This is a genomic window from Halosolutus gelatinilyticus (genome assembly GCF_023028105.1).
GTDB classification, from domain to species: domain Archaea; phylum Halobacteriota; class Halobacteria; order Halobacteriales; family Natrialbaceae; genus Halosolutus; species Halosolutus gelatinilyticus.
In genome coordinates this window covers 3,283,255-3,310,206 of sequence record NZ_CP095491.1, presented here as the reverse complement: position 1 = coordinate 3,310,206, position 26,952 = coordinate 3,283,255, and the positions used below count along the sequence as shown (strand labels likewise).

At 66.9% G+C, this 26,952-nt stretch carries 25 protein-coding genes; 16 read left to right on the top strand and 9 right to left on the bottom strand.

Annotation, left to right across the window (positions count from 1 at the left end; genetic code table 11):
* Window positions 1-17 precede the first annotated feature (17 nt).
* The gene (purM, locus tag MUH00_RS16245) at window positions 18-1,019 is read left to right on the top strand and encodes a phosphoribosylformylglycinamidine cyclo-ligase (RefSeq protein ID WP_247000359.1); all 1,002 of its coding nucleotides are present in this window, start codon (window positions 18-20) and stop codon (window positions 1,017-1,019) included.
* Between the two features lie 83 nt (window positions 1,020-1,102).
* Window positions 1,103-1,552: a hypothetical protein gene (locus MUH00_RS16240; RefSeq protein WP_247000358.1), complete on the top strand. Its 450-nt coding sequence runs from the start codon at window positions 1,103-1,105 to the stop codon at window positions 1,550-1,552.
* Window positions 1,553-1,565: 13 nt separating this feature from the next.
* Here the strand turns inward: MUH00_RS16240 and MUH00_RS16235 are convergent, their stop codons facing one another.
* A complete protein-coding gene (locus tag MUH00_RS16235) occupies window positions 1,566-2,084 on the bottom strand; it encodes a macro domain-containing protein (RefSeq protein ID WP_247000357.1) in 519 nt (172 codons plus the stop codon).
* A gap of 213 nt (window positions 2,085-2,297) precedes the next feature.
* Between MUH00_RS16235 and MUH00_RS16230 the strand changes: the two genes are divergently transcribed.
* Entirely contained in the window at window positions 2,298-2,459 is a 162-nt protein-coding gene (locus MUH00_RS16230; protein WP_247000355.1) for a hypothetical protein, read from the top strand.
* A 220-nt stretch (window positions 2,460-2,679) separates the two neighbouring features.
* Here the strand turns inward: MUH00_RS16230 and dpsA are convergent, their stop codons facing one another.
* Window positions 2,680-3,225 (bottom strand): DNA starvation/stationary phase protection protein DpsA, encoded by a 546-nt coding sequence (gene dpsA / locus MUH00_RS16225; RefSeq protein ID WP_247000353.1) that lies wholly within the window; start codon window positions 3,223-3,225, stop codon window positions 2,680-2,682.
* Window positions 3,226-3,564: 339 nt separating this feature from the next.
* Between dpsA and MUH00_RS16220 the strand changes: the two genes are divergently transcribed.
* The 3 genes from MUH00_RS16220 to MUH00_RS16210 all read left to right on the top strand — a co-directional run bounded on the left by MUH00_RS16220 (window position 3,565) and on the right by MUH00_RS16210 (window position 7,629).
* Window positions 3,565-4,866: an MgtC/SapB family protein gene (locus MUH00_RS16220; protein ID WP_247000351.1), complete on the top strand. Its 1,302-nt coding sequence runs from the start codon at window positions 3,565-3,567 to the stop codon at window positions 4,864-4,866.
* Between the two features lie 167 nt (window positions 4,867-5,033).
* Complete coding sequence (locus MUH00_RS16215; RefSeq protein ID WP_247000349.1) at window positions 5,034-6,110, top strand: DUF2891 domain-containing protein; 1,077 nt, start codon at window positions 5,034-5,036, stop codon at window positions 6,108-6,110.
* A gap of 178 nt (window positions 6,111-6,288) precedes the next feature.
* Window positions 6,289-7,629 (top strand): aminotransferase class III-fold pyridoxal phosphate-dependent enzyme, encoded by a 1,341-nt coding sequence (locus MUH00_RS16210; RefSeq protein WP_247000347.1) that lies wholly within the window; start codon window positions 6,289-6,291, stop codon window positions 7,627-7,629.
* Between the two features lie 72 nt (window positions 7,630-7,701).
* Here MUH00_RS16210 and MUH00_RS16205 read toward each other — a convergent pair whose 3' ends face one another.
* Window positions 7,702-9,963, bottom strand: a complete 2,262-nt coding sequence (locus MUH00_RS16205) for a cation:proton antiporter domain-containing protein (protein WP_247000345.1) — start codon at window positions 9,961-9,963, stop codon at window positions 7,702-7,704.
* A gap of 234 nt (window positions 9,964-10,197) precedes the next feature.
* On the opposite strand from MUH00_RS16205, the gene MUH00_RS16200 reads away from it, so the two are divergent.
* Complete coding sequence (locus tag MUH00_RS16200; RefSeq protein WP_247000343.1) at window positions 10,198-10,563, top strand: hypothetical protein; 366 nt, start codon at window positions 10,198-10,200, stop codon at window positions 10,561-10,563.
* Window positions 10,564-10,623: 60 nt separating this feature from the next.
* On the opposite strand, the gene purD is transcribed toward MUH00_RS16200, so the two are convergent.
* Window positions 10,624-11,979 carry a phosphoribosylamine--glycine ligase gene (gene purD / locus MUH00_RS16195; protein WP_247000341.1) on the bottom strand — a complete coding sequence of 452 codons (1,356 nt, stop codon included), beginning with the start codon at window positions 11,977-11,979 and terminating at the stop codon, window positions 10,624-10,626.
* A gap of 224 nt (window positions 11,980-12,203) precedes the next feature.
* Here purD and MUH00_RS16190 point away from each other — a divergent pair, with 224 nt between their 5' ends.
* From MUH00_RS16190 to acnA, 5 genes are all read left to right on the top strand, one after another.
* On the top strand, window positions 12,204-13,418 hold the full coding sequence (locus MUH00_RS16190; RefSeq protein WP_247000339.1) for an MFS transporter: 1,215 nt from the start codon (window positions 12,204-12,206) through the stop codon (window positions 13,416-13,418).
* Between the two features lie 49 nt (window positions 13,419-13,467).
* Window positions 13,468-13,995 carry a hypothetical protein gene (locus tag MUH00_RS16185; protein WP_247000337.1) on the top strand — a complete coding sequence of 176 codons (528 nt, stop codon included), beginning with the start codon at window positions 13,468-13,470 and terminating at the stop codon, window positions 13,993-13,995.
* Between the two features lie 91 nt (window positions 13,996-14,086).
* Window positions 14,087-15,103 (top strand): thymidylate synthase, encoded by a 1,017-nt coding sequence (gene thyA, locus MUH00_RS16180; RefSeq protein WP_247000335.1) that lies wholly within the window; start codon window positions 14,087-14,089, stop codon window positions 15,101-15,103.
* Window positions 15,100-15,651 carry a dihydrofolate reductase gene (locus MUH00_RS16175; RefSeq protein WP_247000333.1) on the top strand — a complete coding sequence of 184 codons (552 nt, stop codon included), beginning with the start codon at window positions 15,100-15,102 and terminating at the stop codon, window positions 15,649-15,651. Before thyA ends, MUH00_RS16175 begins: the two co-directional genes overlap by 4 nt.
* A 145-nt stretch (window positions 15,652-15,796) precedes the next feature.
* A complete protein-coding gene (gene acnA, locus MUH00_RS16170) occupies window positions 15,797-18,616 on the top strand; it encodes an aconitate hydratase AcnA (protein WP_247000331.1) in 2,820 nt (939 codons plus the stop codon).
* 102 nt (window positions 18,617-18,718) lie between these two features.
* Here acnA and MUH00_RS16165 read toward each other — a convergent pair whose 3' ends face one another.
* From MUH00_RS16165 to MUH00_RS16155, 3 genes are all read right to left on the bottom strand, one after another.
* Complete coding sequence (locus tag MUH00_RS16165; protein WP_247000329.1) at window positions 18,719-18,958, bottom strand: hypothetical protein; 240 nt, start codon at window positions 18,956-18,958, stop codon at window positions 18,719-18,721.
* A gap of 8 nt (window positions 18,959-18,966) precedes the next feature.
* The gene (locus tag MUH00_RS16160) at window positions 18,967-19,185 is read right to left on the bottom strand and encodes a hypothetical protein (protein WP_247000327.1); all 219 of its coding nucleotides are present in this window, start codon (window positions 19,183-19,185) and stop codon (window positions 18,967-18,969) included.
* A gap of 115 nt (window positions 19,186-19,300) precedes the next feature.
* Window positions 19,301-20,530 carry a PQQ-dependent sugar dehydrogenase gene (locus tag MUH00_RS16155; protein ID WP_247000326.1) on the bottom strand — a complete coding sequence of 410 codons (1,230 nt, stop codon included), beginning with the start codon at window positions 20,528-20,530 and terminating at the stop codon, window positions 19,301-19,303.
* Between the two features lie 140 nt (window positions 20,531-20,670).
* On the opposite strand from MUH00_RS16155, the gene MUH00_RS16150 reads away from it, so the two are divergent.
* Window positions 20,671-22,908, top strand: a complete 2,238-nt coding sequence (locus tag MUH00_RS16150) for a thioredoxin domain-containing protein (RefSeq protein ID WP_247000324.1) — start codon at window positions 20,671-20,673, stop codon at window positions 22,906-22,908.
* A gap of 98 nt (window positions 22,909-23,006) precedes the next feature.
* Here MUH00_RS16150 and MUH00_RS23095 read toward each other — a convergent pair whose 3' ends face one another.
* Together MUH00_RS23095 and MUH00_RS16145 are read right to left on the bottom strand one after the other, a co-directional pair.
* A complete protein-coding gene (locus MUH00_RS23095; protein WP_345780918.1) occupies window positions 23,007-23,228 on the bottom strand; it encodes a hypothetical protein in 222 nt (73 codons plus the stop codon).
* A 177-nt stretch (window positions 23,229-23,405) separates the two neighbouring features.
* Window positions 23,406-23,777: a TlpA family protein disulfide reductase gene (locus MUH00_RS16145; protein WP_247000323.1), complete on the bottom strand. Its 372-nt coding sequence runs from the start codon at window positions 23,775-23,777 to the stop codon at window positions 23,406-23,408.
* 171 nt (window positions 23,778-23,948) lie between these two features.
* On the opposite strand from MUH00_RS16145, the gene MUH00_RS16140 reads away from it, so the two are divergent.
* The 3 genes from MUH00_RS16140 to MUH00_RS16130 all read left to right on the top strand — a co-directional run bounded on the left by MUH00_RS16140 (window position 23,949) and on the right by MUH00_RS16130 (window position 26,942).
* Window positions 23,949-25,007, top strand: coding sequence for a Leu/Phe/Val dehydrogenase (locus MUH00_RS16140; RefSeq protein ID WP_247000320.1), 1,059 nt, complete (start codon window positions 23,949-23,951; stop codon window positions 25,005-25,007).
* Between the two features lie 115 nt (window positions 25,008-25,122).
* Window positions 25,123-26,100 (top strand): PLP-dependent cysteine synthase family protein, encoded by a 978-nt coding sequence (locus tag MUH00_RS16135; protein WP_247000318.1) that lies wholly within the window; start codon window positions 25,123-25,125, stop codon window positions 26,098-26,100.
* A gap of 158 nt (window positions 26,101-26,258) precedes the next feature.
* Complete coding sequence (locus MUH00_RS16130; protein ID WP_247000316.1) at window positions 26,259-26,942, top strand: hypothetical protein; 684 nt, start codon at window positions 26,259-26,261, stop codon at window positions 26,940-26,942.
* Window positions 26,943-26,952: the final 10 nt, after the last annotated feature.

The following is a 26,952-nucleotide window of genomic DNA, read 5'->3' as shown; positions in this document are numbered from 1 at the left end:
CACGAGGTCGTTCACCCATGACCGATTCAGCGGGCGATGGGAACGGAACCGACGGGGAACGCCTCACCTACGCCGACACCGGCGTCGACATCGAGGCCAGCGACGATGCGACGGCGGCGCTGTTGCAGGCGTTCGGCAGTGGGCTGACCACCGAGTACGCCGGCCTGCTCGACATCGGCGATCGCTACCTCGCACTCGCGACCGACGGCGTCGGCACGAAACTGCTCGTCGCCGAGGCGGTCGGGGACTTCTCGACGATCGGCATCGACTGCATCGCGATGAACGTTAACGACCTCGTCGCCGCGGGCGTCGAACCCGTCGCGTTCGTCGACTACCTCGCGATCGACGAACCCGACGACGCCCTCGCGAACGAGATCGGCGAGGGACTGGCCGTCGGTTTAGAGGAGTCCGGGATGACCCTGCTGGGCGGCGAGACGGCCGTCATGCCCGAGGTCGTAAACGGCTTCGACCTCGCGGGGACCTGCGCCGGCCTCGCCGGCAAAGACGAGATCATAGACGGCGACGCCGAAGTCGGCGACGCCCTCGTCGGCTTCTCCTCGAACGGCATCCACTCGAACGGGCTCACGCTCGCCCGCGAGGCCGCAACCCGAAACCACGACTACGCCGACCCGTTCCCGGGCGACGAAGCGCGAACGATCGGCGAGGAATTCCTGCGCCCGACCCGGATCTACACCCACCTCCTGGAGCCGATGTGCGAACACGGCGTCCGCGCGGCGGCCCACGTCACCGGCGGCGGCTGGACCAACCTGCTGCGCATGGGCGATCGAAAGTACGTGATCGACGATCCCCTGCTCGCCCAACCGGTCTTCGAATTCGTCCAGGAGGAAGGCAACGTGACGGACGAGGAGATGCACCGCACGTTCAACATGGGCACCGGGTTCGTCGTCGCGCTGCCCGACGATCGCGCGACCGACCTCGTCGCAGAGACGGACGGGCAGGTCATCGGCCGCGTCGAGGAGGGCGCGTCGGTCGAGATTCGCGGACTCTCGCTGTCGTAATCGCGCCGTCGCTTCCGTCGACTCCTGACCGTCACGGACAGAACCTCCACAGATACTTACGAGATGTCACCATCCTCACAGGCATGAAGGTCGACGACCGGATCCTCGAGGCGGCGTTCACGCGGCTTCCCAAACACCGGTATCCGGAACCGGACGAGGACGACGCGATAGTCGATTTCGACGCCGGTCCGCACGATATCGTCGTTCTCGGACACGCCCGTAACGGCGACTCGAGGCATCACTTCGCGCCCGAGGAGGTTCGACTCGGTTCCGACGGCGATCAGGAAACGCTCTCCGTGACGATGCGGATCACGAGGAACGAAGCGGAAGATCAGTTGATACTGACGGGTCCGACCGTCTACTACTACCGGTTGCGCGTCGCGTTCGACGGACCGCTCCCGGAAGAGTACGAGATCACGCACCTCGACGAGGACGGGGACGCGCAGTTCGAGGTGAAGGAGATGCTCATGGTGGATTCAGAAACGTACCTCGAGGCATACGACGACCGACGAGCCGATCGGGACGAACGCTGACCGTCGTAGCCGGCTACTCGCCCGTCGAACCCCGGACCTCGTCCGCGATTTCGAGCAGCGTCCCGTACTCCTCGTCGCTGTACGCGATGAACCGGACGTCCGCGAGCGACGTCGGCTCGTACTCCCGGATCGTCTCGCAGATGATCCGCGCGCCGTCCTCGAGGTCGAAGCCGGCGACGCCGCAGCCGAGCGCCGGCAGAACGATCGATCGACAGCGGCGATCGTCGGCCGTCTCGAGCGCGTTTCGCGTCGCGTCGCGGATGCTCTCCTCGGTCGCCCGGCCGTCCCCGTAGTGAGGCATCGCCGCCGCGTGGATGACGTAGTCGGCGTCGAGATCGTACGCGTCGGTGACCGCGACCTCGCCGAGATCAACCGGCCCCTTCTCGGTGGCCTCCTCGTTGAGCCCTTCGCCCGCTCGCCGTCGGAGCGCGCCGGCGACGCCGGAACCCATCTCGAGGCTCGTTCCGGCGGCGTTGACCAGCGCGTCGGCGGACTGTTCCGCGATGTCGCCTTGCACGACGTCGAACTCCATACCCGCGACTATGATCGCATCCGGTTTGAAAGTGGGCCACGAAGCGCCGGACCGCCACTCTCGCGCCACCGCGCCCGTTCGACCGGTGCCGGACGGGATCGTCACCGGATCACGCGGCCGTCGGACGCTGTGGTTCGCGCTCCAGCACCAGCGGTCCCGCTGTCTTAGGCCAACCAAAACCTTTTTAGTTTTAGGCACGCCTAACTCCTCGTAATGGACGTACGTAGGCAGGAGGCCGACCTCGCGGCCGAACCCGAGGAGCCGCCGGCAGTCGTGACCAGCCACGAACCCCGTCCCGGCAAGGTCGTCTTTACCGAACGAAACAACACCGACGGCTGGATCGCGACCGATCTCATCGTCGATCTCGAGCCCTGACGCGTCCGCTTCGCGTCTCGTGGCATCTCCTTCGTCTCGATGAACGAACGGTTTCTGGGTGCCCCGTCGATCGCGGGACTCGGTCCTCGCGATCGACGGCCGTTTCGAACCGATGCGATCCGCTAGCTGGCGTCACCACTCGTCGTGTACCGATCGCGTCACAAAATGATGGGATCGACGGGCGTCGACGCGGTTTCGTCTCGGCCTCGTTCGACGTCGATTACTTCGTCGCCTCTTCGAGCACCAGCGTGTCGTCCTCGAGGTAGTGCTCGAAGTGGTGGCCGTCCTCCTCGGTCGTCACCAGGATCTCGCGCAGGATCTCGGCCGTCGCGTAGTCGCCGAGGTTCTCCGCGAGTTCGATGCTGTCGCGCAGCGACTCGATGATGTCGCCGTACATCTCGAGGTCGTTGCGCATCATCGTCCGGATGTCGTAGACGTCTTCGCCCTCGAACTCGACCGTCGCGCGCGCTTCGAGGTTCGCGGGGCCGGAGACGGGGACGCCGCCGAGCGCCTGCGCGCGCTCGGCGATCACGTCGGCCGCTTCCTCGACGTGCTCGTAGGCCTCCTCGAAGAACTCGTGGAGCGGAAGGAACTCGGCGCCCTCGACGACCCAGTGGTGCTTCTTGAGCTGGTGGTACAGGACGTACGAGTTCGCCAGCTCCGTGTTCAACGCGTCGACGATCTGTTCGGCTTTCTCCTGGTCGAGCCGGAGCTCGTTCCCCTCGACGGAGTCCGCCGACTGACGGACGGTTTTCTGGGTGCTCATCGTATGTCGCAGTACACGCGCAACCACCTTAAACGTTACCCATGGGAAAACAATTTTTGTCAACCTAAAAAATTCGTTTTCCGATATGCTGCCATCCGTTCTTGAAGTCTGAACTTCTGCGCGGTTCGGCGATCGTCGGCTCCGATCGATCCGTCGGGAGGCCGCGGCAGAATTGCGAACGTGGAGACGTGAGGCGGACCCCGCGAATCCGTCGACAGATCCGAAGGAAGAGCGATAGTGGCGGACGCTTCCGTCACGTGCGCCGATCGAGGCGCCCTGCGCGGCCGGAGAGTGATGGTCGGCATGCCGTTTATACGTGGTCGGCGAAAATTATCGGGGGTGAACGGAGTTACGTTGCAACTCGCGGACGCCCCGCTCGACGACGCGGTCGTCCGAATCGCGCTCGCCGGCGCGCTGGGGATGTTCCTCGGCCTGGAGCGCGAGTGGTCGCAGAAGTCGGCCGGCATCCGGACGTTCTCACTGATCAGTCTGCTCGCCGCCGTGTTCACCATTCTCGCGCTCGAAGAGTCCACCGTCGGACAGGGGCTGCTGATCCTCGGCGGGCTGCTCGTGATCGTCCAGGGCGTCCTGCTCGCGGTCAAGGGGCTGCTCGACGAGGAAGAGGACGCCGGGCTCTCGCTGACGACGTCGGTTTCGATGCTGGTCGCCTATGGCGTCGGGGCGCTCGTCGCCGCCAATTTCATCATCGAGGGCGTCACCGTGGCCGTCCTCTCGTCGCTGCTGCTCGTGCTCAAACGCGAGCTCCACGCGTTCGCGTGGGGACTCTCGCGCGAGGAGATGCGATCGACGACCGAGTTCGCGATCCTGGCGTTCGTCATCTATCCGCTGTTGCCTGCCCGGTACGACCTCACCGTCGGCCCGATCACGATCCCGCTCGAACCGCAGGTGATCTGGCTGATGGTCGTCGCCGTCGCGGGGATCGGCATCGTCAACTACGCGATCGTCTCGACCTACGGCGGCCGGGGCATCGCGATCACCGGCTTCTTCGGCGGGCTGGCCTCCTCGACGGCCGTCGTCGGGACGATGCTCGATCACGTCCGCCAGCGACCCGAGGCATCCTCGTACGCCGTCGCCGCGATCCTGCTCGCGAACGCCGCGATGGCCGCCCGGAACCTCGCGATCGCCGTCGGCTTCACGGTGGGTAGCGGCACCCCGGTTCTCGTCGAGGCGATCGTCCCGCTGGGGGCGGTCATCCTGATCGCGTTCGCGGTCGCCGCCGTCACGGCGGACTGGGGAGAATCCGGCCCGATGGAACTCGAGAGCCCGTTCTCGCTGAAGAACGCCCTCGGTTTCGGCGCCGTCTTCCTCGTCGTCCTCGTCTTCGGATCGCTGGCCGAGAACTGGTTCGGCACCCTCGGCTTCTACGCGACGGCGGTCGCGAGCGGCTTCGTCTCCAGTGCCGGCGCGACGACGTCGGCGGTCGTCCTCTACCGCGGCGGGCAACTCGGTGCCGCCGAAGCGACGATCGCGATCCTGCTCGCGACGGTTTCGAGCATTCTCGTGAAGGCGATGCTCGCGGCGACCTCGACGAACGACGGCTTCCGCAATCAGGTCGCGACCTACAGCGCGCTCCTCCTGATCGGCGGCGCCGTCGCGGCGGCAGCCATCGTCGTCATCTAGGGGCTGATCGATCCGATCGCCTCCCTCGAAACCGATCGGGTCGGTTTCGGCCGGCGCCACGTTCGTCAGCGGCGTGCACATCGCCCGGTTCGCCCGTTGACGCCCATCGTGCCAGTCTGTCGCACAGGACCAGTACATAGAAATGGAATTACCGGCCTGTTGTACCTATGACAGCCTTTGAATCGGTCGATCCGGAGCGAATCCTGTCGGGACGAAGCGATTTGATCGACGCCGACCTCGCGGCGGACCTCTCGCGATATCCGCTGGACAGCGTCGACACGGAGTTTCCACACTGGGTCGGTTCGATCGATGACCCCGACGAGTGGGAGCGGCCGGCGGAGCAGCATCCGGTGTTTTACGGCTGTTTCGACTGGCACTCCGCGGTGCACAGCCACTGGTGTCTGATCCGCCAGCTTCGGCTGTTCGACGACCACCCCGCCGAATCTGAGATCCGATCGGGGATGGACGCGCGGTTCACGGCCGAGAACGTCGACCGGGAAGTCGCGTACTTCGAGCGGAACGAGTCCTTCGAGAAACCCTACGGCTGGGCGTGGTTGCTGCGCCTCGCGGCGGAACTCCACCAGTGGAACTCCAATCGCGCGATGGAGTGGCGGGACGTCCTTCGTCCCCTCGAAGATCGCATCGTAACGCTCGTCGAAACCGAGTTGCTCGCGCAATTGAGACCGTTCAGGGTTGGCACCCACCAGAACACCGCGTTCGCGCTGCAGTGCGTCCTCGATTACGCGCGGGTGATCGGCGCCGACTCGCTCGCGGCCGAGACCGTCGACGCGTCGCGGGAGATGTTCCTCGACGACAAGGACTATCCGATCGAGTACGAGCCCCTCGGCTGGGACTTCCTGTCGCCGGCGCTGGTCGAGGCGGATCTGATGCGGCGCGTCCTCGATCGCGACGAGTTCTCGGCCTGGATCGACGGCTTCCTCCCCGACGTGACGACCGCACCGTACGATTCGCTTCTCGAACCCGTATCGGTGGAGTCGAAGGACGACGGTGGTATCGAACTCCACCTCGTCGGGTTGAACCTCTCGAAGGCGTGGTGTCTGGCCGACGTCGCGGCTGTTCTCGACGGGCACCGGTACGCCGACCCGCTCGAACGCAGCGCGAAGCGACACGCCGAACGCGGCCTGGCGCGGGCGTTCACCGACGATTACGCCGGGGCCCACTGGCTGTCCTCGTTCGCGTTGTACCTGGTGTCGAGAAACGACGGCGGCATCGCGCCGACGTGACGACGTCGGACACGTCTTCACCGTGGGAGGGGCGTTCGTCACGCAGATCCGATCACCGGTGTCGGTTCGAGAGCGATCGTGCGATCATTTGCGACGGAACTGGACAGATCTGGTTCCAGCGTCGGTATTCGATGAAAAACATCGGGTATTTTTACTCACCGGCGCTCCAAATGGATCCATGGACCGAGACACGGTCGAGCCGCAGGTCGAGCGGATACCCGGCGAGCGAGCGAAGCGGTGGGTCGACTACCACCACGAGTTCGCCGCCCCGAGCACCTACGTCTACGAATTCGTCTGGGACGCCCAGGCCGACGCGATCGGCCCCTTCTGCACCGACGTGGACGGCAACGTTCTCATGGACTTTACGAGCCACGTCGCCGCCGCGCCGCTCGGCTACAACAACCCCGCGGTCCGGGACCGACTCGACGCGTTCGACCTCGTCGATCCGCTGAAGATCGCCGGCCAAGATTTCTACGTCAGCGGCGGCGGGCCGCCCGAGGATCCCGACTTCCCCGGCCCGACGCAGCTGATGGATCGACTGATCGCGATGACCGACCACTACGATATGGATCGGGTCTTCCTCTCGAACTCGGGGGCCGAGGCGGTCGAGAACGCCATCAAGATCTGCTACGCGTCGGGCGGTCACCGCGCGGTCACCTTCGACGGGGCGTTCCACGGTCGCACCCTCGGCGCGCTCTCGCTCAACCGATCGAAAGCCGTCCACCGAACCGGCTATCCCGAGGTTCCCGGCGTCGTCAGCGTCCCTTACCCGGCGTCGGACGAAGCGTACGAAACCCGCTGGCGAACCGACGGCCCCGGCGGCAACGTCCTCGCGGACAAACTCGACCCCGACCGAGGGATCATCGATCCCGACGAACTCGCGTTCGTGATCCTCGAACCGATCCAGGGAGAGGGCGGCTACCGGGCCGCCCACCCCGAGTTCGCCCGCGACCTCGAAGCGATCCGGGACCGCTACAGCGTCAAGATCATCGCGGACGAGATCCAGTCCGGGCTCGGTCGCACCGGCGAACTCTGGGCCGTCGACCACCTCGACCTCACGCCGGACGTCATCACCAGCGCGAAGGGGCTGCGCGTCGGCGCGACCGTCTCCCGATCGGACGTGTTTCCCGAGCGGACCGGGCGACTCTCCTCCACCTGGGGCGCCGGCGACCTCATCGCCGCGATGCAGGGCGTGCTGACGATCGACGCGATTCACGAGGAGAACCTCCTCGAGAACGTCCGCGAGCGCGGCGAGCAGCTCAGAGCCGTCGTCGAGGAACGGGATCGCGAGGCGGTGGTCGACGTCCGCGGTCGCGGGCTGATGGTCGCCGTCGAGTTCGACACCAAAGCGCGCCGCGAGGCCGTCGTCGAGGCGGCGTTCGAGCGCGGCTTGCTCACCCTCGGCTGCGGCTACAAGACGCTCCGACTGCTGCCGCCGCTGGACGTGACCGAACGCGAGATCGACCTCGGCGCCCGGCTCCTCTTCGAGGCGATCGACGACGCGGACGATTCGAGGTGACGATCGCGTCCGATCCGGAACAAGCGCCCGGATCGCTCGGATCGTCGCCCGCTCGGGCTCCGGCTCCTCGACTCAGTCCGCACTGAGCACCGCGACTGGACACGGCGCGTTTCGGACGACGTGCTCGACCCGCTGCCCGAGGAACGCCCGTCGCGAGATCGACCGCAGATCCGATCCCATGACGATCGCGTCGGCGTCGGTCCGGACGGCGTGTTCGACGAGTTCGACTTCGGGAGTCTTCGCGGTCGTCACCGTCGTCAGCACCGAGGCGCCGAGCTGTCTACCGAACGCCGCCTCGCGCTCGACGATCTGCTCGCCGATCCCCACCTGCTGGGCGAGGTCGGGGTCGCCGGCGAACTGCTCGTCGGCTCGGGGCTCGTCGACCACGTAGACGATTTCGACGAGCGCGTCCTCCCTCGCGGCGATCGCGAAGGCGAGTTCGGCGGCGTACCGACTCGACATCGTCCCGATCGTCGGCAGCAGTATTCGATCGATCGGATCGTCGGGGACGTCGTCCGTTGCGGCCTGCGCGCTGACGATCATCGCGGGACACGGCGCCTCCTGGATGACCCGATCGACCGTCTCGCTGAACAGCGGCTCGTCGGGATCTCGCCCGGTACCCGCCTCGCCGAGAACGACCAGATCGTAGCCGACCGAGGCCTCGTCGAGGATCGTCTCGGCGACGCTGTCGTCCCGTTCCCGCGTGATCCGTCTCGGCTGTCGCGTCTGGTCGCCCAGGCGAGCCTCGACGGAGTCGAAGATCCGATCGGCCTCGGTGGAGTCGACGGCGGTGTTGGACTCCCGGACGGTCGGTCGCAGCCACGCGACGAGGCCGCGTTGAATTCGGGTTCCGATCTCCGCCGCTCGTCCGCCGCCGGCGTCGCGCGACTCGCTCACGCAGAGGACGTCGAGTTCGATCTCTCGATCACGGAGCAGCGGGGACAGCAGGCGTGCCGCGTACCGGGTGTCGACGCCGCCGCGGGTCGGGAGCAGGACCCGGGTAATGTTCTCGACGAAACTCCCCTGGAGGTACGCCTCCCGATCGATGCGCTCGCGCTCGTCGGGACTCATCTCGATCTTCGGAATCGACCACCGCATGATCGCGGGCGCCATCAGCGACGTCGCGATTGCGACGGCGACGATGATGCTGTACATCTCGGTCGTCAGGATGCCGGCGGCGAGGCCGATCGTCGCAACGACGATCTCCATCGCCCCGCGGGCGTTCATCCCGCCGCCGATCGTGATCCCCTCCCACCGCGAGAGGCCGGCGAAGGGGGAGACGCCCATGATGCCGCCGAACTTGCCGACGCAGGCCACCCCGAGGACGACGAGGCCGACGCCGAACACCGTCGGGTCGAGCAGCGCGACGACGTCCATCCGGAGGCCGGCGATCGCGAAGAAGATAGGCGCGAAGATCGAGAGGGTGATCACCTCGAACGTGTGCCGGAGGTCGTAGTCGAACCGCTTGACCTGCCCGACCAGGACGCCGACGACGAACGCGCCGAGAATCGCCTCGAGACCCATGTACTGGGTCAGCGCCCCCGCGGCGAGCGCGAGCAGCATGAGCGTCGATAGCATCGCGGCGTCGCTGCCGAAGACGTTGTCGACCCAGCGGATGAGTTCGAACGTGATCCGTCGGCCGATCGTGAAGGCGAGACCGAGGAAGACGATCACCGAGAGGATCGTCGTGAGCGCGGATCTAACGTCGAAGACGCCCGTTCGAGCGAGCCCCGCGACCGTCGCCAGGAGGATCCACCCGATCGTGTCGTCGACCATTCCCGCCGCGAGGATCAACTGGCCGATGTCGCGACGGATCACGTCGAGTTCGATGAGCACCTTGGCGATGACCGGGATCGCGGAGATGCTCATCGCGGTCGCGAGAAAGAGGCTGAAGACGACCCGCTGCTCGGGCGCCGCGATGAACTCCGTTGGCATAACCCATCCCAGGCCGAACCCGGTCGCGAACGGAACGAGGATCCCCCCGAGCGAGAGGACGATCGCCGTTCGGCCCTTGTTGAGGATGAGGTCGATGTCCGTCTCGAGCCCGGTGACGATCAACAGCATGATGAGCCCGAGCCAGGAGATCACTTCGAGCAGGTGGAACTGATCCGCCGGCACGACGAACAGCGCCTCGTAGATCCCCGGCGCGATCAGTCCGAGCACCGACGGGCCGAGGAGGACGCCCGCGAGCAGTTCGCCGACGACCGCCGGCTGGCCGATCGACCGGAAGGCTTCGCCCAGCGTCCGGGCGACGAACAGCAACACCGTAAGCTGGGCGATGACGAGGAACAGTTCGTGGTGTCCGAGCGGTTCGATAATCTGCATCGACGTCATTTCTGGATCCTGAAAACTCGAGATCGGTCTCTGTCGTAGTGTGCGACCCGCGAGCACTTTGTTCCACGGGATTGGTAGGTTCGATCACAGTCGTCGATCGGAGACAATCAGGTCGACGGCCGCCGAACGACCGATCACGCCGAGACGGGGGGTGAGCACCGCGAGGACTGCGCTGCGGACGGGCCTCACACTGAAAGCCCTACCCTCTTCCGACTATCGAGCCAAGTGACGTTCATGATCGGCGCGTTCACGCTCGGCAAGAAAGCGGTCACGTTCGGCTACAAACGCTACGGTATTCCGGGAGCGATCGCCTCCGGCGGCCTGGCGCTGGTCGGCTACGTCGCGGTCCGGCGCGCCCTGCGATCGGCCTCGGCGTCCGACGGCGACTCGATCGACGCCGCGCTCGACGCCTCGACGATCAAGAACGCGGTCGAAGCCCGTGGGCTGGAGGCCGTGACGGATCCGCAGACGCTCGACGAGGCGATCGATCCGGACGAACTGGGCTCGGACGTCGATACGGCGGATCTCAGCTCGACGGTGTCGGACGAGACGGACGAGATCACGGACGGGACGGACGAAGAATCGAGCGCGGACGGATAGGCGACGATCTGAATCGGAGGTCCGGACCGTCTCGCGGTACTCGCCGCACTATTTTCCGCGCTACTCGCCGCGGAGCTCGGTCATGTGATCGATCCGCCGCTGGACGAGATCAGCTTTCCCGATGTCGTGGCGCATGTGTAGCCCCTCCTCGCCGGCCACTTCGAGGGCGTCCTCGGCGATCGCCTCGGCCTCGTCGATCGTATCCGCGAGCCCGACGACGGCGAACGATCGGGAGGTTGTCGTGTAGATTCCGTCGTCGCGCTCGTCCACGCTGGCGTAGAAGAGCACGGCGTCGTCCGCGCTCTCTCGCGGGTCGTCTTGCTCCCCGCTCGATTTCTCCGTGGCGCGGACCGACCGCGCCACGCTCTCTTCGTCCACCTGAACCTCCGCGCCGGCCTTCGGGTCGGTCGGGTACCCCTCCGGCACGGCGTACTTGCACACCGTCGCCTGGTCTGCAAATTCGAGTTCCGGCGGTGCCTCGCCGTCGCGGGCGGCGACGAGCACGTCGAGGAAGTCGATCTCGAGGACCGGCAGCGTGTTCATCGCCTCGGGGTCGCCGAAACGGGCGTTGAACTCGACGACCTTCGGCCCCTCGGCCGTGAGCATGAACTGGCCGTAGAGGATGCCGCGATAGTCGTCGAGGGCGTCGACGGTCGCCTCGATGATCTCGACTGCCCGCTCGTAGTCGTCCTCAGTCATGAACGGCAGTTCGAACGTCGCGTCGGAGTAGCTGCCCATCCCGCCGGTGTTCGGCCCCTCGTCGCCCTCGTAGGCGCGCTTGTGGTCCTGGACCGCGGGCGCGGTCTCGAATCCGCCGTTCGCGACGATCGCCTGGATCGTGACCTCCTCGCCGACCAGCCGCTCTTCGAGGACGATCCGATCGTAATCCGACTCCCGGATGTACGCCTTGCCCTCCTCGGCGGTGACCTGATCGCCGATGACCTTCACGCCCTTCCCGCCCGTGAGGCCGGCGGGCTTGATCGCGAGGTCGCCGTCGTACTCGTCGATGAAGTCGCAAGCGGCCTCAGAGTCGTCGAAGGTTTCGAAGTCCGGGCAGCCGGGGATGTCGTTTTCCGCCATGAACCGCCGCTGAAACGCCTTGTCCGTCTCGATGCGGGCGTCGGCCTCCTTCGGCCCGAACGCGTAGACGCCGGCCTCCTCGAGGGCGTCCGCGACGCCGGCCGCGAGCGGCGCCTCGGGGCCGACGACGGCGATCGTCGCGTCGACTGCTTTCGCGTACTCGACGACCGCCTCGGGATCGGTCGTCTCGAGCGTCTCGAACTCGTTCGCGATCCGGGCGATGCCGGGGTTGCGGTTCCCCGCGCAGGCGTAAAGCGTTGCCTCGCTGTCCTCGAGCGCGCGAGCGATGGCGTGCTCGCGGCCGCCACCGCCGATCAGCAGGACGTGTTCTCGCATGGTCGCTAGCGGAGCGCACGAACCTGTAAGCGTTGCTCTTTCTACCGGCGGAAATATGCGCAATCGTGCATATCAGTTTGGGCAGTTAGGGGATGACGGCTCGCGCGTTGCCGTCCGGCTGCTACGCCGTTAGCTGCTCAGGACGCCAACGCCGACCCCCCGTCCGGTTCAACCGGCGATACGACCCCCCGGCGACTATTACGCTGCTCGGTATACGTCGGGGCATGTTCGACGGTCTTCGCGACCGCCGATGGCGATTTGTCGCCTCTGCGGCGCTCGCCGTCGGGTTGGCGGGGACCTACCAGTTCGCCTGGCCGGTGCTCCGCGGTCCGATCGGCGCGCAGTCAGGCGCATCGGGCCCCGCGCTGGGAACGGTGTTCACGGGGATGATCGTCGCACAGACGCTCGCGGCGTTTCCGGCGGGGTGGATCCGCGACCGGTACGGACCGCGACTCCCGATGCTCGTCGCGACGCTGTTCGTCGTGATCGGCTACGCGGGAACCGCGATCGCGCCGACTACGCCCGAACTCTACCTCTGGTTCGCGGTCGGCGGCGCAGGCGTCGGAATCGCCTACGACGTCGCGATCAACACTCCGTCACGGTGGTTTCGAACCAGGCGCGGGCTGGCGACAGGCGCGGTGAGCATGGCGTTCAGCCTAACGAGTTTCGCGCTCATCCCGTTCGTCCACCGCGCCGTCGACGCCGCGTTCGCGACGACGATGCTCGCGCTCGCCGCGGCCGCGGGCGCCGCCTCGCTGGTCGCCGCGTTCGTCATCAGGGATCCGCGGCCCGCGAGCGCGGCGCCGTCGAGCGGGGCGGCGAGCGACGGCGGGGAGGCCACGGCGGACGCGGCGACGGCGATGTCCTGGCGGTCGATGATCGAGACGCGGGGGTTCTGGCTGCTGTACACCGTGTTCGTCGTCGTCAACGGGGTCGGACTCATGGTCATCGAGAAAGTGGTCACCTACGCCGGGGAGCTGGGGCTCTCGACGGCGGAGGCGACCGCCGCGGCGTCGATCGTCGCGCTGGGGCAGGGCTCCGGGGTGCTGGCCGGGGGCGCCGCGTCCGACAAACTGGGCGCCGAGCGGACGGTCGCGGCCTCCCTGTTCCTCACCGGGTTCGCGATCGTCGGGGTCGTCGCGGCCGGCAGAATGGGGTTCGAATGGGCGTTCGTCGCACTCGCGGGGGTCACGATGTTCTTCCGAAGCCCGGCATTCGGCATCCTTCCGGGGGTCGTCAGCGAGCGCTTCGGCCGGACCTACTCCGGAGAGAACTACGGCGTGATGCTCACGGCGAAGCTCTGGGGCGGCGTGTTCGGCGGCACCGCGACGAGCCTCCTCGTCCTGCGAATCGGCTGGTCCGCCACGTTCCTCGTGGGCGCGGCGCTCGCGATCGCGGTCGGCGCGGTTGCACTCGTCGTCTTCGTCCGATCGTCGTAACCGACCGACGCCGGAACGCCTCGGGACGCGCGTCTCGCGGTCGCTTCACGTGAAAGCCGAGACGCCGGACGGCTGGGCGCGTCACTGGTTCCTGGGACTCGTTCACGGCTACGCACAAACCGTCGAACCCCTCCCGGACGGGCGCGCTCGACTCGAGATCGAGAATCAGGCCGAGGCGCCGCTGCTCGTCCGGTTCGTCGCGATCTACGGCGACGTTCCGAACCCGACGATCGACCCCCAGGGCGAGTCGTTCGATCGATCGTCACTCGGTGTCGATCCGGGCGTCGTCGGCGTCGGAGCGAACCGGCCGCTCTCGCCGTCGCGAACAGACCTCGTCATCCCGCCGAAAAAGACGCGGTCGTTCGAAACGACCTACGCGCCGTTCGCGTTCCCCGACGGTGCCGACGCGGACGATTGCGCCGGCGACGAACGCCGGGGGAAGGTCGCGATCGTGCACGGCTCCAGCGGGAGCGCCGCGTACGACTTCACGTACCGTCTCGACGGAGAGCCGACCGCACTGGAAGGGCGAACGGCGACGGTCTGCGACGGCGAAGGGTCGGACGACGGAGCACGCTAACGACGGGCGTCATCGGGGCTTTCCATCGTGGGTCGATCGATGGTGTCGAGAACTCAAACGCATATGTAGGGGCGCTCCAAATGACCCACTGATGCAACAGTACCTCGACCTCGTCGACGCGGTGCTCTCGGAGGGGACGTACAAGCCCAATCGCACCGGCGTCGACACGATTTCGTCGTTCAGCGAGCACTACGAGGTCGACCTCCGGGAGGGGTATCCGCTGCTGACGACCAAGTCGATGGACGGCTTCCGGTGGAACTCGATGATTCACGAGCTCTGCTGGTACCTCTCGGGCGAGGAGCACATCCGCACCCTCCGAAAGGAGACGGGAATCTGGGACGCCTGGGCCGACGACGAGGGGGTGCTCGACACCGCCTACGGACGGTTCTGGCGGCGCTATCCGATCCCTGAGGACGAGGCGCAACTCGACGGCGAGTCCTGGCCCGACGACGCCCACCGGTGGGTCACCGTCGAGGCCGACGGCCGGCGCACGTTCGACCAACTGCAGTACGTGATCGACACGCTCTTGGAGTCGCCGAACTCGCGACGGCTCGTCGTCAACGCCTGGCACCCCGCGAACGCGGCCGTCTCGACCCTGCCGCCGTGTCACTACTCGTTCGTCTTCAACGTCCAGGGCGATCGGCTCAACTGCCACCTCACCCAGCGATCGGGCGACGTCGCGCTCGGCATCCCGTTCAACATCGCCGCCTACGCGATCCTGACCAAGGTGATCGCGAAGCAGACGGGCTTCGAACCCGGTACCTTCGCCCACAGCGTCGTCGACGCGCACGTCTACTGCGGCCGCGGCGATCGCGGCGAGTGGTACGGCGAGAACCTCGACGCGTTGCAGTCCCGGCTGGCCGCAGTCGCCGATCGCGAAGAGTACCTCGACGTCAGGGCGTGGCTCGAATCCGAAGCGCCCGCCGAGACCGCGGGCGGCGAACGCCTCGATCACGTGCCCGGCCTGCTCGAACAACTGTCCCGCGAGCCCCTCGACCGACCGACCCTCGAGATCGACGCGACGTCGATCGACGATCTCACCTACGAGGACGTCCGGTTGCGCGACTACGACTCCCACCCCGGTCTCAAATTCTCGGTGGCCGAATGACCGGCGGCGGCGACGACCTCCCGGCCGCCGTTCGCGACACCGACCTCGAACTCGTCGCGATCGTCGCCGTCGCGGAAAACGGCGTCATCGGGAAGGACGGCGAGATGCCGTGGCACATCCCCGAGGACCTTCGGCACTTCAAGGAGACGACGATGGACCACCCGGTCGTTATGGGCCGGGTCACCTACGACGGAATCCTGGAAGCGATCGGGGAACCGCTTCCCGGCCGGACGACGATCGTCTTGACGAGTCGGGACCTCGAAACGCCGGAAAACGTGATCGTCGCGGACGGCCTCGACGCCGCGATAGAGGCGGCCAAAACCGCGGCCGCGGAGCGCCACGGCGGGACCGATCGAGCCTTCGTCGCCGGGGGCGCGACGGTGTACGAGCAGTTCCTGCCCGCGATCGACCGACTGGTCGTGACGGAGGTCCACGACGACCCCGACGGCGACACGCGGTTTCCGGAGCGGGATCGCGACGCGTGGCGCGAGGTCGATCGGGACAATCGCGACGGGTTCGCGTTCGTGACGTACGATCGGCGCAAATAACTGCGTTAGCGTTCGTACATTGGTATTTGTCCCGCCTTTCTAAGTCCAGTGCTACCGAAGACCATACCGATAAATACGGGGAATATAAGGATTCTACAGACGATTCTCGGGGGATTCAAATGCCATGAGTGTCTCTGGTTCGGCAATGGCAACTACCGACGTCTCGGATGCCATCCGAGAGTTCGAACACGGCGGTGAGACGTACAAAATGGCCGATCTCACGGTCTTGGAGGAGCAGGGGCTCTGCGATCTCGAGAAGCTTCCGGTGAGCGTCCGCATTCTGCTCGAATCGGTGCTGCGGAACGTGGACGGGGACCGCGTCACGGCGGACGACGTCCGCAACGTCGCCTCGTGGCAGCCCGACGTGCCGGACGCCGAGGTTCCGTTTACGGTCTCGCGGGTCGTTCTGCAGGACCTGACCGGCGTGCCGGCGGTCGTCGATCTCGCCGCGTTGCGATCGGCCGCCGATCGCAAGGGCGTCGATCCGACGGTCGTCGAACCCGAGGTCCCCTGCGACCTCGTGATCGACCACAGCGTTCAGGTCGACTACTTCGGCAGCGAGGACGCCTACGAGAAGAACGTCGAGATCGAGTACGAGCGCAACGAGGAGCGCTACCGCGCGATCAAGTGGGCCCAGCAGGCGTTCGACGAGTTCAACGTCGTCCCGCCGGGAACAGGGATCGTCCACCAGGTCAACCTCGAACACCTCGGTCGGGTCGTCCACGACCGCGAGATCGACGGCGAGCAGTGGCTGCTGCCCGACACGCTCGTCGGCACCGACAGCCACACCCCGATGATCAACGGCATCGGCGTCGTCGGCTGGGGCGTCGGCGGGATCGAGGCCGAGGCCGCGCTGCTCGGCCAGCCGATCAACATGTCGCTGCCGGAAGTCGTCGGCGTTCGCCTCTCGGGCGAACTCCCCGACGGCGCCACGGCGACCGACCTCGTGCTCCACGTCACCGAGAAGCTCCGCGAGGTCGGCGTCGTCGACAAGTTCGTCGAGTTCTTCGGTCCCGGCGTCTCCCAGCTTTCGGTCGCCGATCGCGCCACGATCTCGAACATGGCGCCCGAACAGGGCTCGACGATCAGCATCTTCCCCGTCGACGAGAAGACCCTCGAGTACCTCGAACTCACGGGCCGCGACGAGGAGCACATCGAACTCATCCGCGAGTACCTGAAGGCCCAGGGCCTGTTCGGCGAGCAGGACCCCGAGTTCACGGAGGTCGTCGAGTTCGACCTCGGCGAGGTCGAACCGAGCCTGGCGGGCCACAAGAAACCCCACGCCCGCATCCCGATGGGCGACCTCGACGAGCACTTCCCGACCCTGCTCCTCGAGCAGGGTGTCCTCGGTCCGGGCGGTGAACCCGCGATCGGCGACGGCAGTGGTGCGGCCGCAGGCGACTCGACCGCCTCGGGTCCCGGCCTCGCGTTAGACGAGAAGGTCCCCGTCGAACTCGAGGACGGCACCGAGGTCGAGATCGGTCACGGCGACGTGCTCGTCAGCGCGATCACGTCCTGTACGAACACCTCGAATCCGTCCGTGATGGTCGCCGCCGGGCTGCTCGCCCGTAACGCGGCCGAACAGGGGCTCGAAGTGCCGGAGTACGTCAAGACCAGCCTCGCGCCCGGCAGCCGCGTCGTCACCGAGTACTTAGAGCAGGCCGACCTGCTCGACGACTTAGAGGAACTGGGCTACCACGTCGTCGGCTACGGCTGTACGACCTGCATCGGCAACGCTGGCCCGCTTCAGGAGCCGATCGAGCAGGCGATCGACGAGTACGATCTCTGGACCACGAGCGTCCTCTCGGGCAACCGCAACTTCGAAGCCCGCATCCACCCGAAGATCAAGGCCAACTACCTCGCGTCCCCGCCACTGGTCGTCGCCTACGGCCTCGCGGGTCGGATGGACATCGACCTCGAGAACGAGCCGATCGGCACGAACGACGAGGGCGAGGCGGTTTACCTCGCGGACGTCTGGCCGGACAGCGAGGAGGTCCGCCGGACGATCCACGAGAGCGTCTCCCCCGAGATGTTCGAGGAGAAGTACGCGAGCGTCTACGAGGGCGACGAGCGCTGGGAGGCGCTGGACGCCCCCGAGGGCGAGGTCTACGACTGGGATCCGGAGTCGACCTACATCCGCGAACCGCCGTTCTTCCAGGACTTCCCGCTCGAGGCCCCCGGCGTCGAGAACGTCGACGATGCCCGCGCCCTGCTCACGCTCGGCGACACGGTCACGACCGACCACATCAGCCCCGCCGGGCCGTTCAGCGAGGACCTGCCCGCGGGCCAGTGGCTCACAGAGCGCGGCGTCGAACCCCACGAGTTCAACACCTACGGCTCGCGCCGCGGCAACCACGAGGTCATGATGCGCGGCACCTTCGCGAACGTCCGCATCAAAAACGAGCTGCTCGACGGCACGGAAGGCGGCTACACGATCCACCACCCGACCGGCGAGGAGAGCGAGGCGCAACGCGCCTCGGATGACTCGAGCGGAGAGCGAAGCGACCCGCGAGTGACGACCGTCTTCGAGGCCAGCGAGCGCTACCGCGAGGACGGCACCCCGCTGGTCGTCATGGCCGGCGAGGAACTCGGCACCGGTTCCAGCCGCGACTGGGCCGCCAAGGGGACCGACCTCCTCGGCATCCGCGCGACGATCGGCAAGAGCTACGAGCGGATCTACCGCGACAACCTGATCGGCATGGGCGTGCTGCCGCTGCAGTTCGAAGACGGCGAGGGCTGGGAGGAACTCGGCCTCGACGGCACCGAGCACTACACGATCTCGGGGCTGGAGGACGGCCTCGAACCCAACGCTGAACTGACCGTCACCGCCGAAGCCGACGACGGCGAGGTCACCGAGTTCACCGTGACGGCCCAGGTCGACACCCCGGCCGCGGTCGAGTACGTCGAGAACGGCGGTGTCCTCCACCTCGTGCTCCGCCGCCTGCTCCAGCAGGAAGCGGTCTGATCGGGACGATCGACGCGACGGCTCTTTCGGATTCACCTTCTCTTTCGGACGCGGCGACCGGTGAGCTGATTCTCTGTTCGACGATCGCGACCGGTCGTGCGATCACCAGAGCCAGGGCGACGATCCCGCGAACAATCCGAGAAGGACGAGCGGGAACGCGTACCGCCAGGTTCCGATCGGCGGTTCCGCGGCGGCTCCGCGGCGACGGCGGCTCTCGTACGCCAACCACGAACCGACGAGTATCGGCACCGATCCCATGACCAGAAACAGGACCGCGATCGAGGTCCGATCGAACCCGATCCGCCAGCCGTAGGCGAATAGCGCACTCGCCCAGCCGAGCAAGCCGCCGCTCAGCAGCGCCCCGTCGAAATCGGTCGCCGGACGCCGACGGCGGTGAAGGTGACGCCGATCGCCACGCACCAGGCGACGATGAACCAGTCGTCGAAGATCGCCGGCGCGACCGAAACCAGGCGCGAGAACCCGTACGCGAGGCCCGCGGGAACGATCGCTCCGACGAGATAGCTCTCGATCGCCGTCCGTAGTCGCGGCGCGGTCCGTGTACGTTCCACGACCAAAATCCATCAGGATCGGATATAAAAATTCTGTATATCCGATATCTACTATCGTACGACTCGCCGGGTTCGGCGTCATATCGGGTGCCCACACCGAGCAAAGTCAGGGACGCTACGCCGCGTCGGGAACCAGCCTAACCAGCGGCGCGTCATCTTCGTCGACGGCGACGTAGATCGCCCCGGACTCGGGAGCGATCGCGACGTCCCGAAGTCGCCATCCCTCCGCGGTGAGCATCGTTCCGACTGCCTCGATATCGGTGCCGTCGACGGCGAATCGGCAGAGGTAGCCGGCGGCCAGGTTACAGACGAGAAGGTCCCCCTGCCAGTCAGCGAAGGCGTCGCCGTCGTAGAACGCGATCCCGCCGGGCGGGAAGCCGCCGGTCGAGCAGGGCCAGTCGTAGACCGGCGCGATCACGTCGTCCCGATCGTCCGGATCGTCGCCCACCGGCTCGTCGGTGCCGTACTCGCAGGCGCTGGTTGCGACGGGCCAGCCGTAGTTTTCCCCGGCTTCGAGGACGTTGATCTCGTCGCCGTCTCCTTCCCCGTGCTCGCTTTCCCAGACGTCGCCCGTCTCGGGCCGGACGGCGAGCCCCTGCGGGTTGCGGTGGCCGAAACTGAACAGCGAGTCGATCGCGTCGGAGTCGTCGACGAACGGGTTGTCGGCGGGAATCGAGCCGTCCGGTTCCAGTCGGAGCACCGCTCCGAGTTCGGTCCGCGTATCCTGTGCGGTGTGTCCCGGGCCGAAGTCCTTGAACTGGCGATCCCCGACGGTCATATACAGCAGCTCGTCGGGACCGAAGACGATCCGCGAGCCGAAGTGAGCGTCGCCCTCCGCGGTCGGCCTGGCGGCCCGGAGTTCTTCGAACTCCTCGAGTTCGTCTCCGTCGGGGTCTAGTCGGCCCCTGCCGAGGTGGGTCGTGGACTCACCGCCGTCGGTCTCCGCGGCGTAGGTCAGGTACACCCAGTCCTCCTCGGGGTAGTCGGGGTGGAGCGCCACGTCGAGCAGGCCGCCCTGGCCACGGGCGTACACGTCGGGGACTTTGTCGACCGGCTGGCGATCGCCGGTCTCGAGATCGACGGTGAGCAGGCGTCCCTCGCGTTCGGTCACCAGCAGGCGATCGCCGTCGGGGACGAACGCCAGCCCCCAGGGGTGGGTGAGCCCCTCGGCGACGGTCTCGACCTCGTACTGGTCCTCGTCGTCGGGCGGGCGCTCCCACTCCTGTTCCCCTTGGATCCCCGCGAGCGCGTCCTGACAGCCCGCGATCGTCGCGAGGGTGCCGGCCGCGCCGCTCGCAAGGAGGGCTCGGCGGGTCGTCGTCTGATCGCGATCGGAGGGAGTCACGGTCGAACAGTCGATAGCTAGGGCGGCGCGGGCTTGATGGTTGGGGATACTAGCGTCCCAATCTGACGCCGATCGGGTGATACGGACGGATCCGGCCACCGTACGTCGGCCTTTTACGACTGACAACCGTACGCCACGATATGACCACGCCCACCGCGCGCAATCGGCTCGACGAGGAGGAGAGCCCGTACCTGCGCCAGCACGCGGACAACCCCGTCAACTGGCAGCCGTGGGACGAGCGGGCCCTGGAGGCTGCCCGCGAGCACGACGTCCCGATCTTCCTCTCGATCGGCTATTCGGCGTGTCACTGGTGTCACGTCATGGAGGAGGAGAGCTTCGCCGACGAGGCGGTCGCCGAGGTACTGAACGAACACTTCGTCCCGATCAAGGTCGATCGGGAGGAGCGCCCGGACGTCGACTCGATCTACATGACCGTCTGCCAGCTGGTCACCGGGGGCGGCGGCTGGCCGCTCTCGGCGTGGCTCACCCCCGAGGGAAAGCCCTTCTTCGTCGGGACGTACTTCCCGAAGGAGGGCCAGCAGGGGCGACCGGGCTTTCTCGACCTCTGCGAGCGGATCAGCGACTCCTGGACGAGCGACGATCGCGGGGAGATCGAGAACCGGGCGAATCAGTGGACCGACGCGGCGAAGGATCGACTCGAAGAGACCCCCGAATCCGTGGGCGCCGCGGAACCCCCGTCGAACGCGGTGCTGGAGTCGGCCGCCGACGCCGCGCTCCGGAGCGCCGATCGGCAGCACGGCGGCTTCGGCTCCGGCGGACCGAAGTTTCCCCAGCCCGCTCGCCTTCGCGCTCTCGCGCGGGCGTACGATCGAACGGGACGAGAGCAGTATCTCGAGGTGATCGAGGAGACACTCGACGCGATGGCCGACGGCGGCCTCTACGACCACGTCGGCGGCGGCTTCCACCGTTACTGCGTCGATCGGGACTGGACGGTGCCCCACTTCGAGAAGATGCTCTACGACAACGCGGAGATTCCGCGAGCGATGCTTTCGGGCTACCAGCTCACCGGCGAGGAGCGCTACGCTGAGGTCACCCGCGAGACGCTCGAATTCGTCGATCGGGAGCTGACCCACGACGAGGGCGGTTTCTTCAGCACCCTCGACGCGCAGAGCGCCGTCGAGCAAAGCTCGACGAGCAATCAGAACGCGTCGCGTTCTGATGATCTGGACGAAGATGGCGAGCGCGAGGAGGGCGCCTTCTACGTCTGGACGCCCGACGAGATTCGCGATATCGTCGACGACGAGAGCGACGCCGAGCTGTTCTGCGCGCGGTTCGATATCACCGAATCGGGCAACTTCGAGGGCCGGAACCAGCCGAACGTCGTGACGTCGATCGAGGACCTGGCCGATCGGTTCGACCTCGACGAAGACGAGGTGGAAGAGCGACTCGAACTCGCGCGAGAAGCGGTCTTCGAGGCCCGCGAGGAGCGTCCTCGACCGAACCGCGATGAGAAGGTGCTCGCGGGCTGGAACGGGTTGATGATCTCGACTTGCGCCGAAGCCGCCCTCGTGCTGGGCGACGACGACGACGCCGAGATGGCCGTCGATGCCCTCGAATTCGTCCGCGATCGGCTCTGGAGCGAGGACGAAGGGCGGCTCTCGCGCCGATTCAAGGACGACGACGTCGCAATCCAGGGGTATCTCGAAGACTACGCGTTCCTCGCGCGCGGCGCCCTGCACTGCTACGAGGCGACCGGCGATGTCGACCACCTCGCGTTCGCGCTCGACCTCGCTCGCGCGATCGAAGTCGAGTTCTGGGACGCCGATCGCCGCACGCTGTACTTCACCCCAGAGAGCGGCGAGTCGCTGGTCACCCGGCCGCAGGAACTCGATGACCAGTCGACGCCCTCTGCCGCGGGGGTCGCGGTCGAGACGCTGCTCGCGCTGGACGGCTTCGCGGCGGAGGACTTCGAACATATCGCGTCGTCCGTCCTCGAGACCCACGCGAACCGGATCGAGGCGAATCCGCTCCAGCACGCGACGCTCTGTCTCGCCGCGGACCGACTCGAGGCGGGCGCCCTCGAGATTACCGTCGCCGCCGAGGAGCTGCCTAACGAGTGGCGCGGCCGCTTCGCGGAGACGTACCACCCTGACCGGCTGTTCGCGCTCCGGCCGCCGACCGAGGACGGACTCCAGGCGTGGCTCGCCCAGCTCGCCCTCGAGGACGCGCCGGTGATCTGGGCCGGCCGCGAGGCCCGCGACGGCGAGCCGACGCTGTACGTCTGCCGGGGCCGGACGTGTTCGCCGCCGACGCACGATATCGAGGACGCGCTCGAGTGGCTGGGCGACGACGCGGCGATCGACGACGGCGGTCTCGACGGCGATACCGACACGTCACCGGACGGAAGCCCGTTCTGAACGCGGGCGATCGCACCGCCGATTCGAAACGGCGGAGAGGAGCACGAGTTCCTTGTTCGGAAGTACCCCGTGAAACTCGCGAGAAGCAGTCGTCTCGGTCACTCTTCGGTCGTCTGGTAGAGTCCGAACGTGTACTCCAGGCCGGACATGACGAGAGCCATCGTGAGCGCCTGAACGAGGAGGAGTTCCTCACTCAACAGTAGTCCGACTACGAGAACGCCGACACCTGCCGACGCTCCTAAGAAGATCGCATACGGTCCGCGAGAGAGTCCCCGAACCCACTCATCGCTGCGGTTGTAGAGACGTTTCACAGTATGCACGTTCTAACGGGACGGCAGCTCCTGATAAATATGTTATGAGAGCGCACGCACTCGCCGAATCGAACGGCTTAGTTTCAGACATCATTCCGAATAACGAGAGCGGTTACCAACTACCGGAAAAGCGGGACGCTCGAGTCGTCGATCGAGAAAACAGCAACGGTGCCGAGTGCGATCCGATTACAGTTCCTCCTCGAGTTGTTGGGCCAGCCAGATCGCCGGCGGCAGGTCCTCCGACTCGACGAATCGAACGATCTCCGTCCCGTCATCGTCCTCGACGACGATCGTAGGGATGTACTCGATATCGTACTCGTCGACGCCCGGACCCTGCTTGTCCCGATCGAGGGGGATCTCTTCGATTCGATCGTCGGGGACGTCGGCCGCGTCGAGGGCGGCGCCGAAGTCCGGGAGGAGCGCGCGGCAGTCCTTGCACCAGTCGCCACCCCAGACCTTGTAGGTCAGTTCGTCGCGGTGGGCCGCGAGCGTGTCGACGGTATCCTCGTACGAGGCGGCGTCCCACGTCGGGGTCGGCCGCATGGTTTCGAGACTCATGCCAGCGGCTTGCGCGGCGACGGGCTTAACAGCCGTGTTTTCCGCGACCCCGGCGGATCGGCTGCCAACCGACATCGTCTTCGACGACGATCGAAGGGAGCCGATCGGGTCGGCGGCCGTCTGCGGCTCGTGTCGATACAATTTTTACGTCAAACAAAAGAATTATCTAGTATGGTATTCGCGTCGATCAGTGACGGCGGCCACGAACAGGTATCGTACTTCGCCGATTCGGAGACCGGACTGCGAGCGATCATGGCGATCCACGACACGACGCTCGGCCCCAGTCTGGGCGGGACGCGGATTCTCGACTATGGCTCGGAGGACGAGGCGCTGGAGGACGTGCTCCGGCTCTCGCGGGCGATGACCTACAAGGCGGCCGCGGCGGATCTCCCGCTGGGCGGTGGGAAGGCGGTCATCGTGGGCGATCCGGACGAGATCAAGTCCGAGGCGCTGTTCGAGGCGTACGGCCGAGCCGTCGACTGCCTCGGCGGTCGGTACGTCACGTCCGTCGACGTCAACTCCGGCGTCGCGGACATGGACGTCGTCGCTCGGGAAACCGACCACGTCGTCGGTACCAGCGGCGGCCTGGACGATCCGTCGCCGATCACGGCCCACGGCGTGTTCCGCGGCATCCGCGCCTGCGCCGAGTCGGTCTACGGAACCGGCTCGGTTGACGGCCTCGAGGTCGTCGTTCAGGGGCTGGGCAAGGTCGGCAGGTCGCTCGCCGACGACCTGCTCGACCGCGGCGCGTCCGTCGCCGTCTCGGACGTCGATACCGAAGCGGTCGAGGCGTTCGCGCGGGAACGCGACGTCGAGGTCGTCCCGCCGGACGCGGTCTACGACCGGCCGTGCGACGTCTTCGCCCCCTGTGCGATCGGCGGCGTCGTCAACGACGAGACGGTCCCGCGACTCGAGTGCGACGTCGTCGCCGGCGGCGCGAACAACGTCCTCGCCGATCGCCGCCACGCCCGCGACCTTCGGGATCGGGGAATCCTCTACGCGCCGGATTACGTGCTCAACGCCGGCGGGCTGATCACGGTGGCGAAGGAGTACCTCGGCGGCGACAGGGACGAGGCGTACGCGGAGGCCGCCGCGATCGGCGACCGACTGCTGGAGCTGATCGACCGCGCCGACGACCGCGGGACGACGGTGCTCGAGGCGGCCGAAGCGTACGCCGAGGAGCGGATCGCGGAGGGCGATCGGAAGACGCCGGCGATTCCGGGGCGGTGACGCGGTAGCACGTTCGACCGACGCCGCCGGGTCGATTCTCGGCCGGCTCCGATACACCGGCACGACCTGCCTCTGTCCAGTACGGGTTTATGTCTCCGCTCCCTACGGGCCGCCAATGAGAGGCAGCATCCTGGACACGATCGGCTCTCCGCTCGTCCAGGTCGACTCGCCGGAGGGGGTGACCGTCGCCGCCAAGATCGAATCCTTCAACCCCGGCGGCTCGGCCAAGGATCGGCCGGCCCTCGAGATGGTCCGGACGGCCGAACGCGAGGGGGCGATCGAACCCGGCGACTGGCTCGTCGAACCGACCAGCGGGAACACCGGCATCGGCCTCGCGCTCGTCTGCGCCGCGCGCGGGTACGACCTGACGATCGTCATGCCGGCCGACAAGTCCGCGGAGCGCCGCCGGATCATGGCCGCCTACGGAGCGGAACTCGAGCTCGTCGACGGGAACATGGAAGACGCCCGCGCTCGCGCCGACGAACTCGAAGCCCAGGGCGCGGTCCAGCTCGGCCAGTTCGAGAACCCCGCGAACCCCGCAGCCCACTACAAGACGACCGGCGAGGAGATCCTGGCGCAGGTCGGCGATCGGGAGATCGACGCCTTCGTCGCTGGCGTCGGCACGGGCGGCACGATCTCCGGCACTGGAACGCGGCTCCGCGAGGAGTTCCCGGAGATGGACGTCATCGCGGTCGAGCCGGCGCGCAACGCCGTCCTCTCGACCGGCGAGCCCGGCGACGACGACTTCCAGGGGATGGGGCCCGGTTTCGTCAGCGAGAATCTCGACCGGGACCTGATCGATCGGATCGAGACGGTGACGCTCGAGGACGCGGAAGCGGAGTGTCGCCGGCTCGCCCGCGATGAGGGGATCCTCGTCGGCCAGTCCAGCGGCGCGACGAGCCTCGTCTCCCAGCGGATCGCCCGCGAGATCGCGGACCCGGCACTCGACTGTCCGGAGGTGCCGGACGCGTTCGACGAACCGGTCGCGGCGCCCGAACCCGACGGTGGCGAACGGGTCGACGACTGCCCGCTCGTGGTGACCGTCTTCTGGGACAGCGGCGAGCGGTATCTCTCGACCGGTCTGTTCGACTGAGCGGGTCGGGACGCGATCGCTCCCCGTCCGATCGGAGACGGTTGTTCGTCCGACCGAGGCCAGCCTCCGGGCCGGTTCTGGGATCGCATTCAGTCACCGAAATGGATCTTTTACCTTGGCCAACTCCTTTTACCAGCGGTGGTGTAGTTCGCGTCACGATGATGCGGCCATCCAGACGATCGAGACGCGACGTCCTCTGTGCGACGACCGGCGTACTGGCGCTCACCGCGGGTTGTCTCGCCGAAAACGATCCACAGGCGTCCGACGATACCGACAACGGGTCGAAGGACGGCGACGGGCAATCGGAGTCCGGCGACGGCGGCGACGGCGAGAGCGAGGACGGTAGCGAGTCCGAATTCGACGCCTACGAGACGCAACAGTTCTCCAGCCCCGACGTGCCGACCGAGCCCGACGTCGCGATGCACCTCGATCGCGAGGACGCCGAGGCGTGGCTCGCCGAGCGAGACCTCGACGAAGAGTCGCTCACCGAGTTCGTAACCGAAACCTCGTTCGACGAGTCGATGCTGGTCGCGCTCGAGGCCGACGCCCCCACGCCGTGTTACGCACTGGTGCTCGACGGGATCGCACTCGAGGACGAAACGTTGACGATCGACGCGGCGGTACGCGACGAATCCGCCGACGACGAGATGTGCGCACAGCAGGAAACGACCGTCGGGCTACTCGTCCGCGCGACGCCGCCCGGGGGACCGGTGAACGAACTCTCTGCGACGATCGTCGATCGGAACGGGACCGAACACGGGTTCGGTGTCGGCGTCGACAGCGCGAGCAATGAGGCGGGGTCGGACCGCGACGAGTCGAACGAGTCCGATACCGACGACTAGGTAAGTCGGC

What these genes read in the sequence shown, in the direction of transcription:
- purM (WP_247000359.1), top strand. Translation starts at nt 18, where the DNA reads ATGACCGATTCAGCGGGCGATGGGAACGGAACCGACGGGGAACGCCTC.
- MUH00_RS16240 (WP_247000358.1), top strand. Translation starts at nt 1,103, where the DNA reads ATGAAGGTCGACGACCGGATCCTCGAGGCGGCGTTCACGCGGCTTCCC.
- MUH00_RS16235 (WP_247000357.1), bottom strand. Translation starts at nt 2,084, where the DNA reads ATGGAGTTCGACGTCGTGCAAGGCGACATCGCGGAACAGTCCGCCGAC.
- MUH00_RS16230 (WP_247000355.1), top strand. Translation starts at nt 2,298, where the DNA reads ATGGACGTACGTAGGCAGGAGGCCGACCTCGCGGCCGAACCCGAGGAG.
- dpsA (WP_247000353.1), bottom strand. Translation starts at nt 3,225, where the DNA reads ATGAGCACCCAGAAAACCGTCCGTCAGTCGGCGGACTCCGTCGAGGGG.
- MUH00_RS16215 (WP_247000349.1), top strand. Translation starts at nt 5,034, where the DNA reads ATGACAGCCTTTGAATCGGTCGATCCGGAGCGAATCCTGTCGGGACGA.
- MUH00_RS16210 (WP_247000347.1), top strand. Translation starts at nt 6,289, where the DNA reads ATGGACCGAGACACGGTCGAGCCGCAGGTCGAGCGGATACCCGGCGAG.
- MUH00_RS16205 (WP_247000345.1), bottom strand. Translation starts at nt 9,963, where the DNA reads ATGACGTCGATGCAGATTATCGAACCGCTCGGACACCACGAACTGTTC.
- MUH00_RS16200 (WP_247000343.1), top strand. Translation starts at nt 10,198, where the DNA reads ATGATCGGCGCGTTCACGCTCGGCAAGAAAGCGGTCACGTTCGGCTAC.
- purD (WP_247000341.1), bottom strand. Translation starts at nt 11,979, where the DNA reads ATGCGAGAACACGTCCTGCTGATCGGCGGTGGCGGCCGCGAGCACGCC.
- MUH00_RS16190 (WP_247000339.1), top strand. Translation starts at nt 12,204, where the DNA reads ATGTTCGACGGTCTTCGCGACCGCCGATGGCGATTTGTCGCCTCTGCG.
- thyA (WP_247000335.1), top strand. Translation starts at nt 14,087, where the DNA reads ATGCAACAGTACCTCGACCTCGTCGACGCGGTGCTCTCGGAGGGGACG.
- MUH00_RS16175 (WP_247000333.1), top strand. Translation starts at nt 15,100, where the DNA reads ATGACCGGCGGCGGCGACGACCTCCCGGCCGCCGTTCGCGACACCGAC.
- acnA (WP_247000331.1), top strand. Translation starts at nt 15,797, where the DNA reads ATGGCAACTACCGACGTCTCGGATGCCATCCGAGAGTTCGAACACGGC.
- MUH00_RS16150 (WP_247000324.1), top strand. Translation starts at nt 20,671, where the DNA reads ATGACCACGCCCACCGCGCGCAATCGGCTCGACGAGGAGGAGAGCCCG.
- MUH00_RS16145 (WP_247000323.1), bottom strand. Translation starts at nt 23,777, where the DNA reads ATGAGTCTCGAAACCATGCGGCCGACCCCGACGTGGGACGCCGCCTCG.
- MUH00_RS16140 (WP_247000320.1), top strand. Translation starts at nt 23,949, where the DNA reads ATGGTATTCGCGTCGATCAGTGACGGCGGCCACGAACAGGTATCGTAC.
- MUH00_RS16135 (WP_247000318.1), top strand. Translation starts at nt 25,123, where the DNA reads ATGAGAGGCAGCATCCTGGACACGATCGGCTCTCCGCTCGTCCAGGTC.
- MUH00_RS16130 (WP_247000316.1), top strand. Translation starts at nt 26,259, where the DNA reads ATGATGCGGCCATCCAGACGATCGAGACGCGACGTCCTCTGTGCGACG.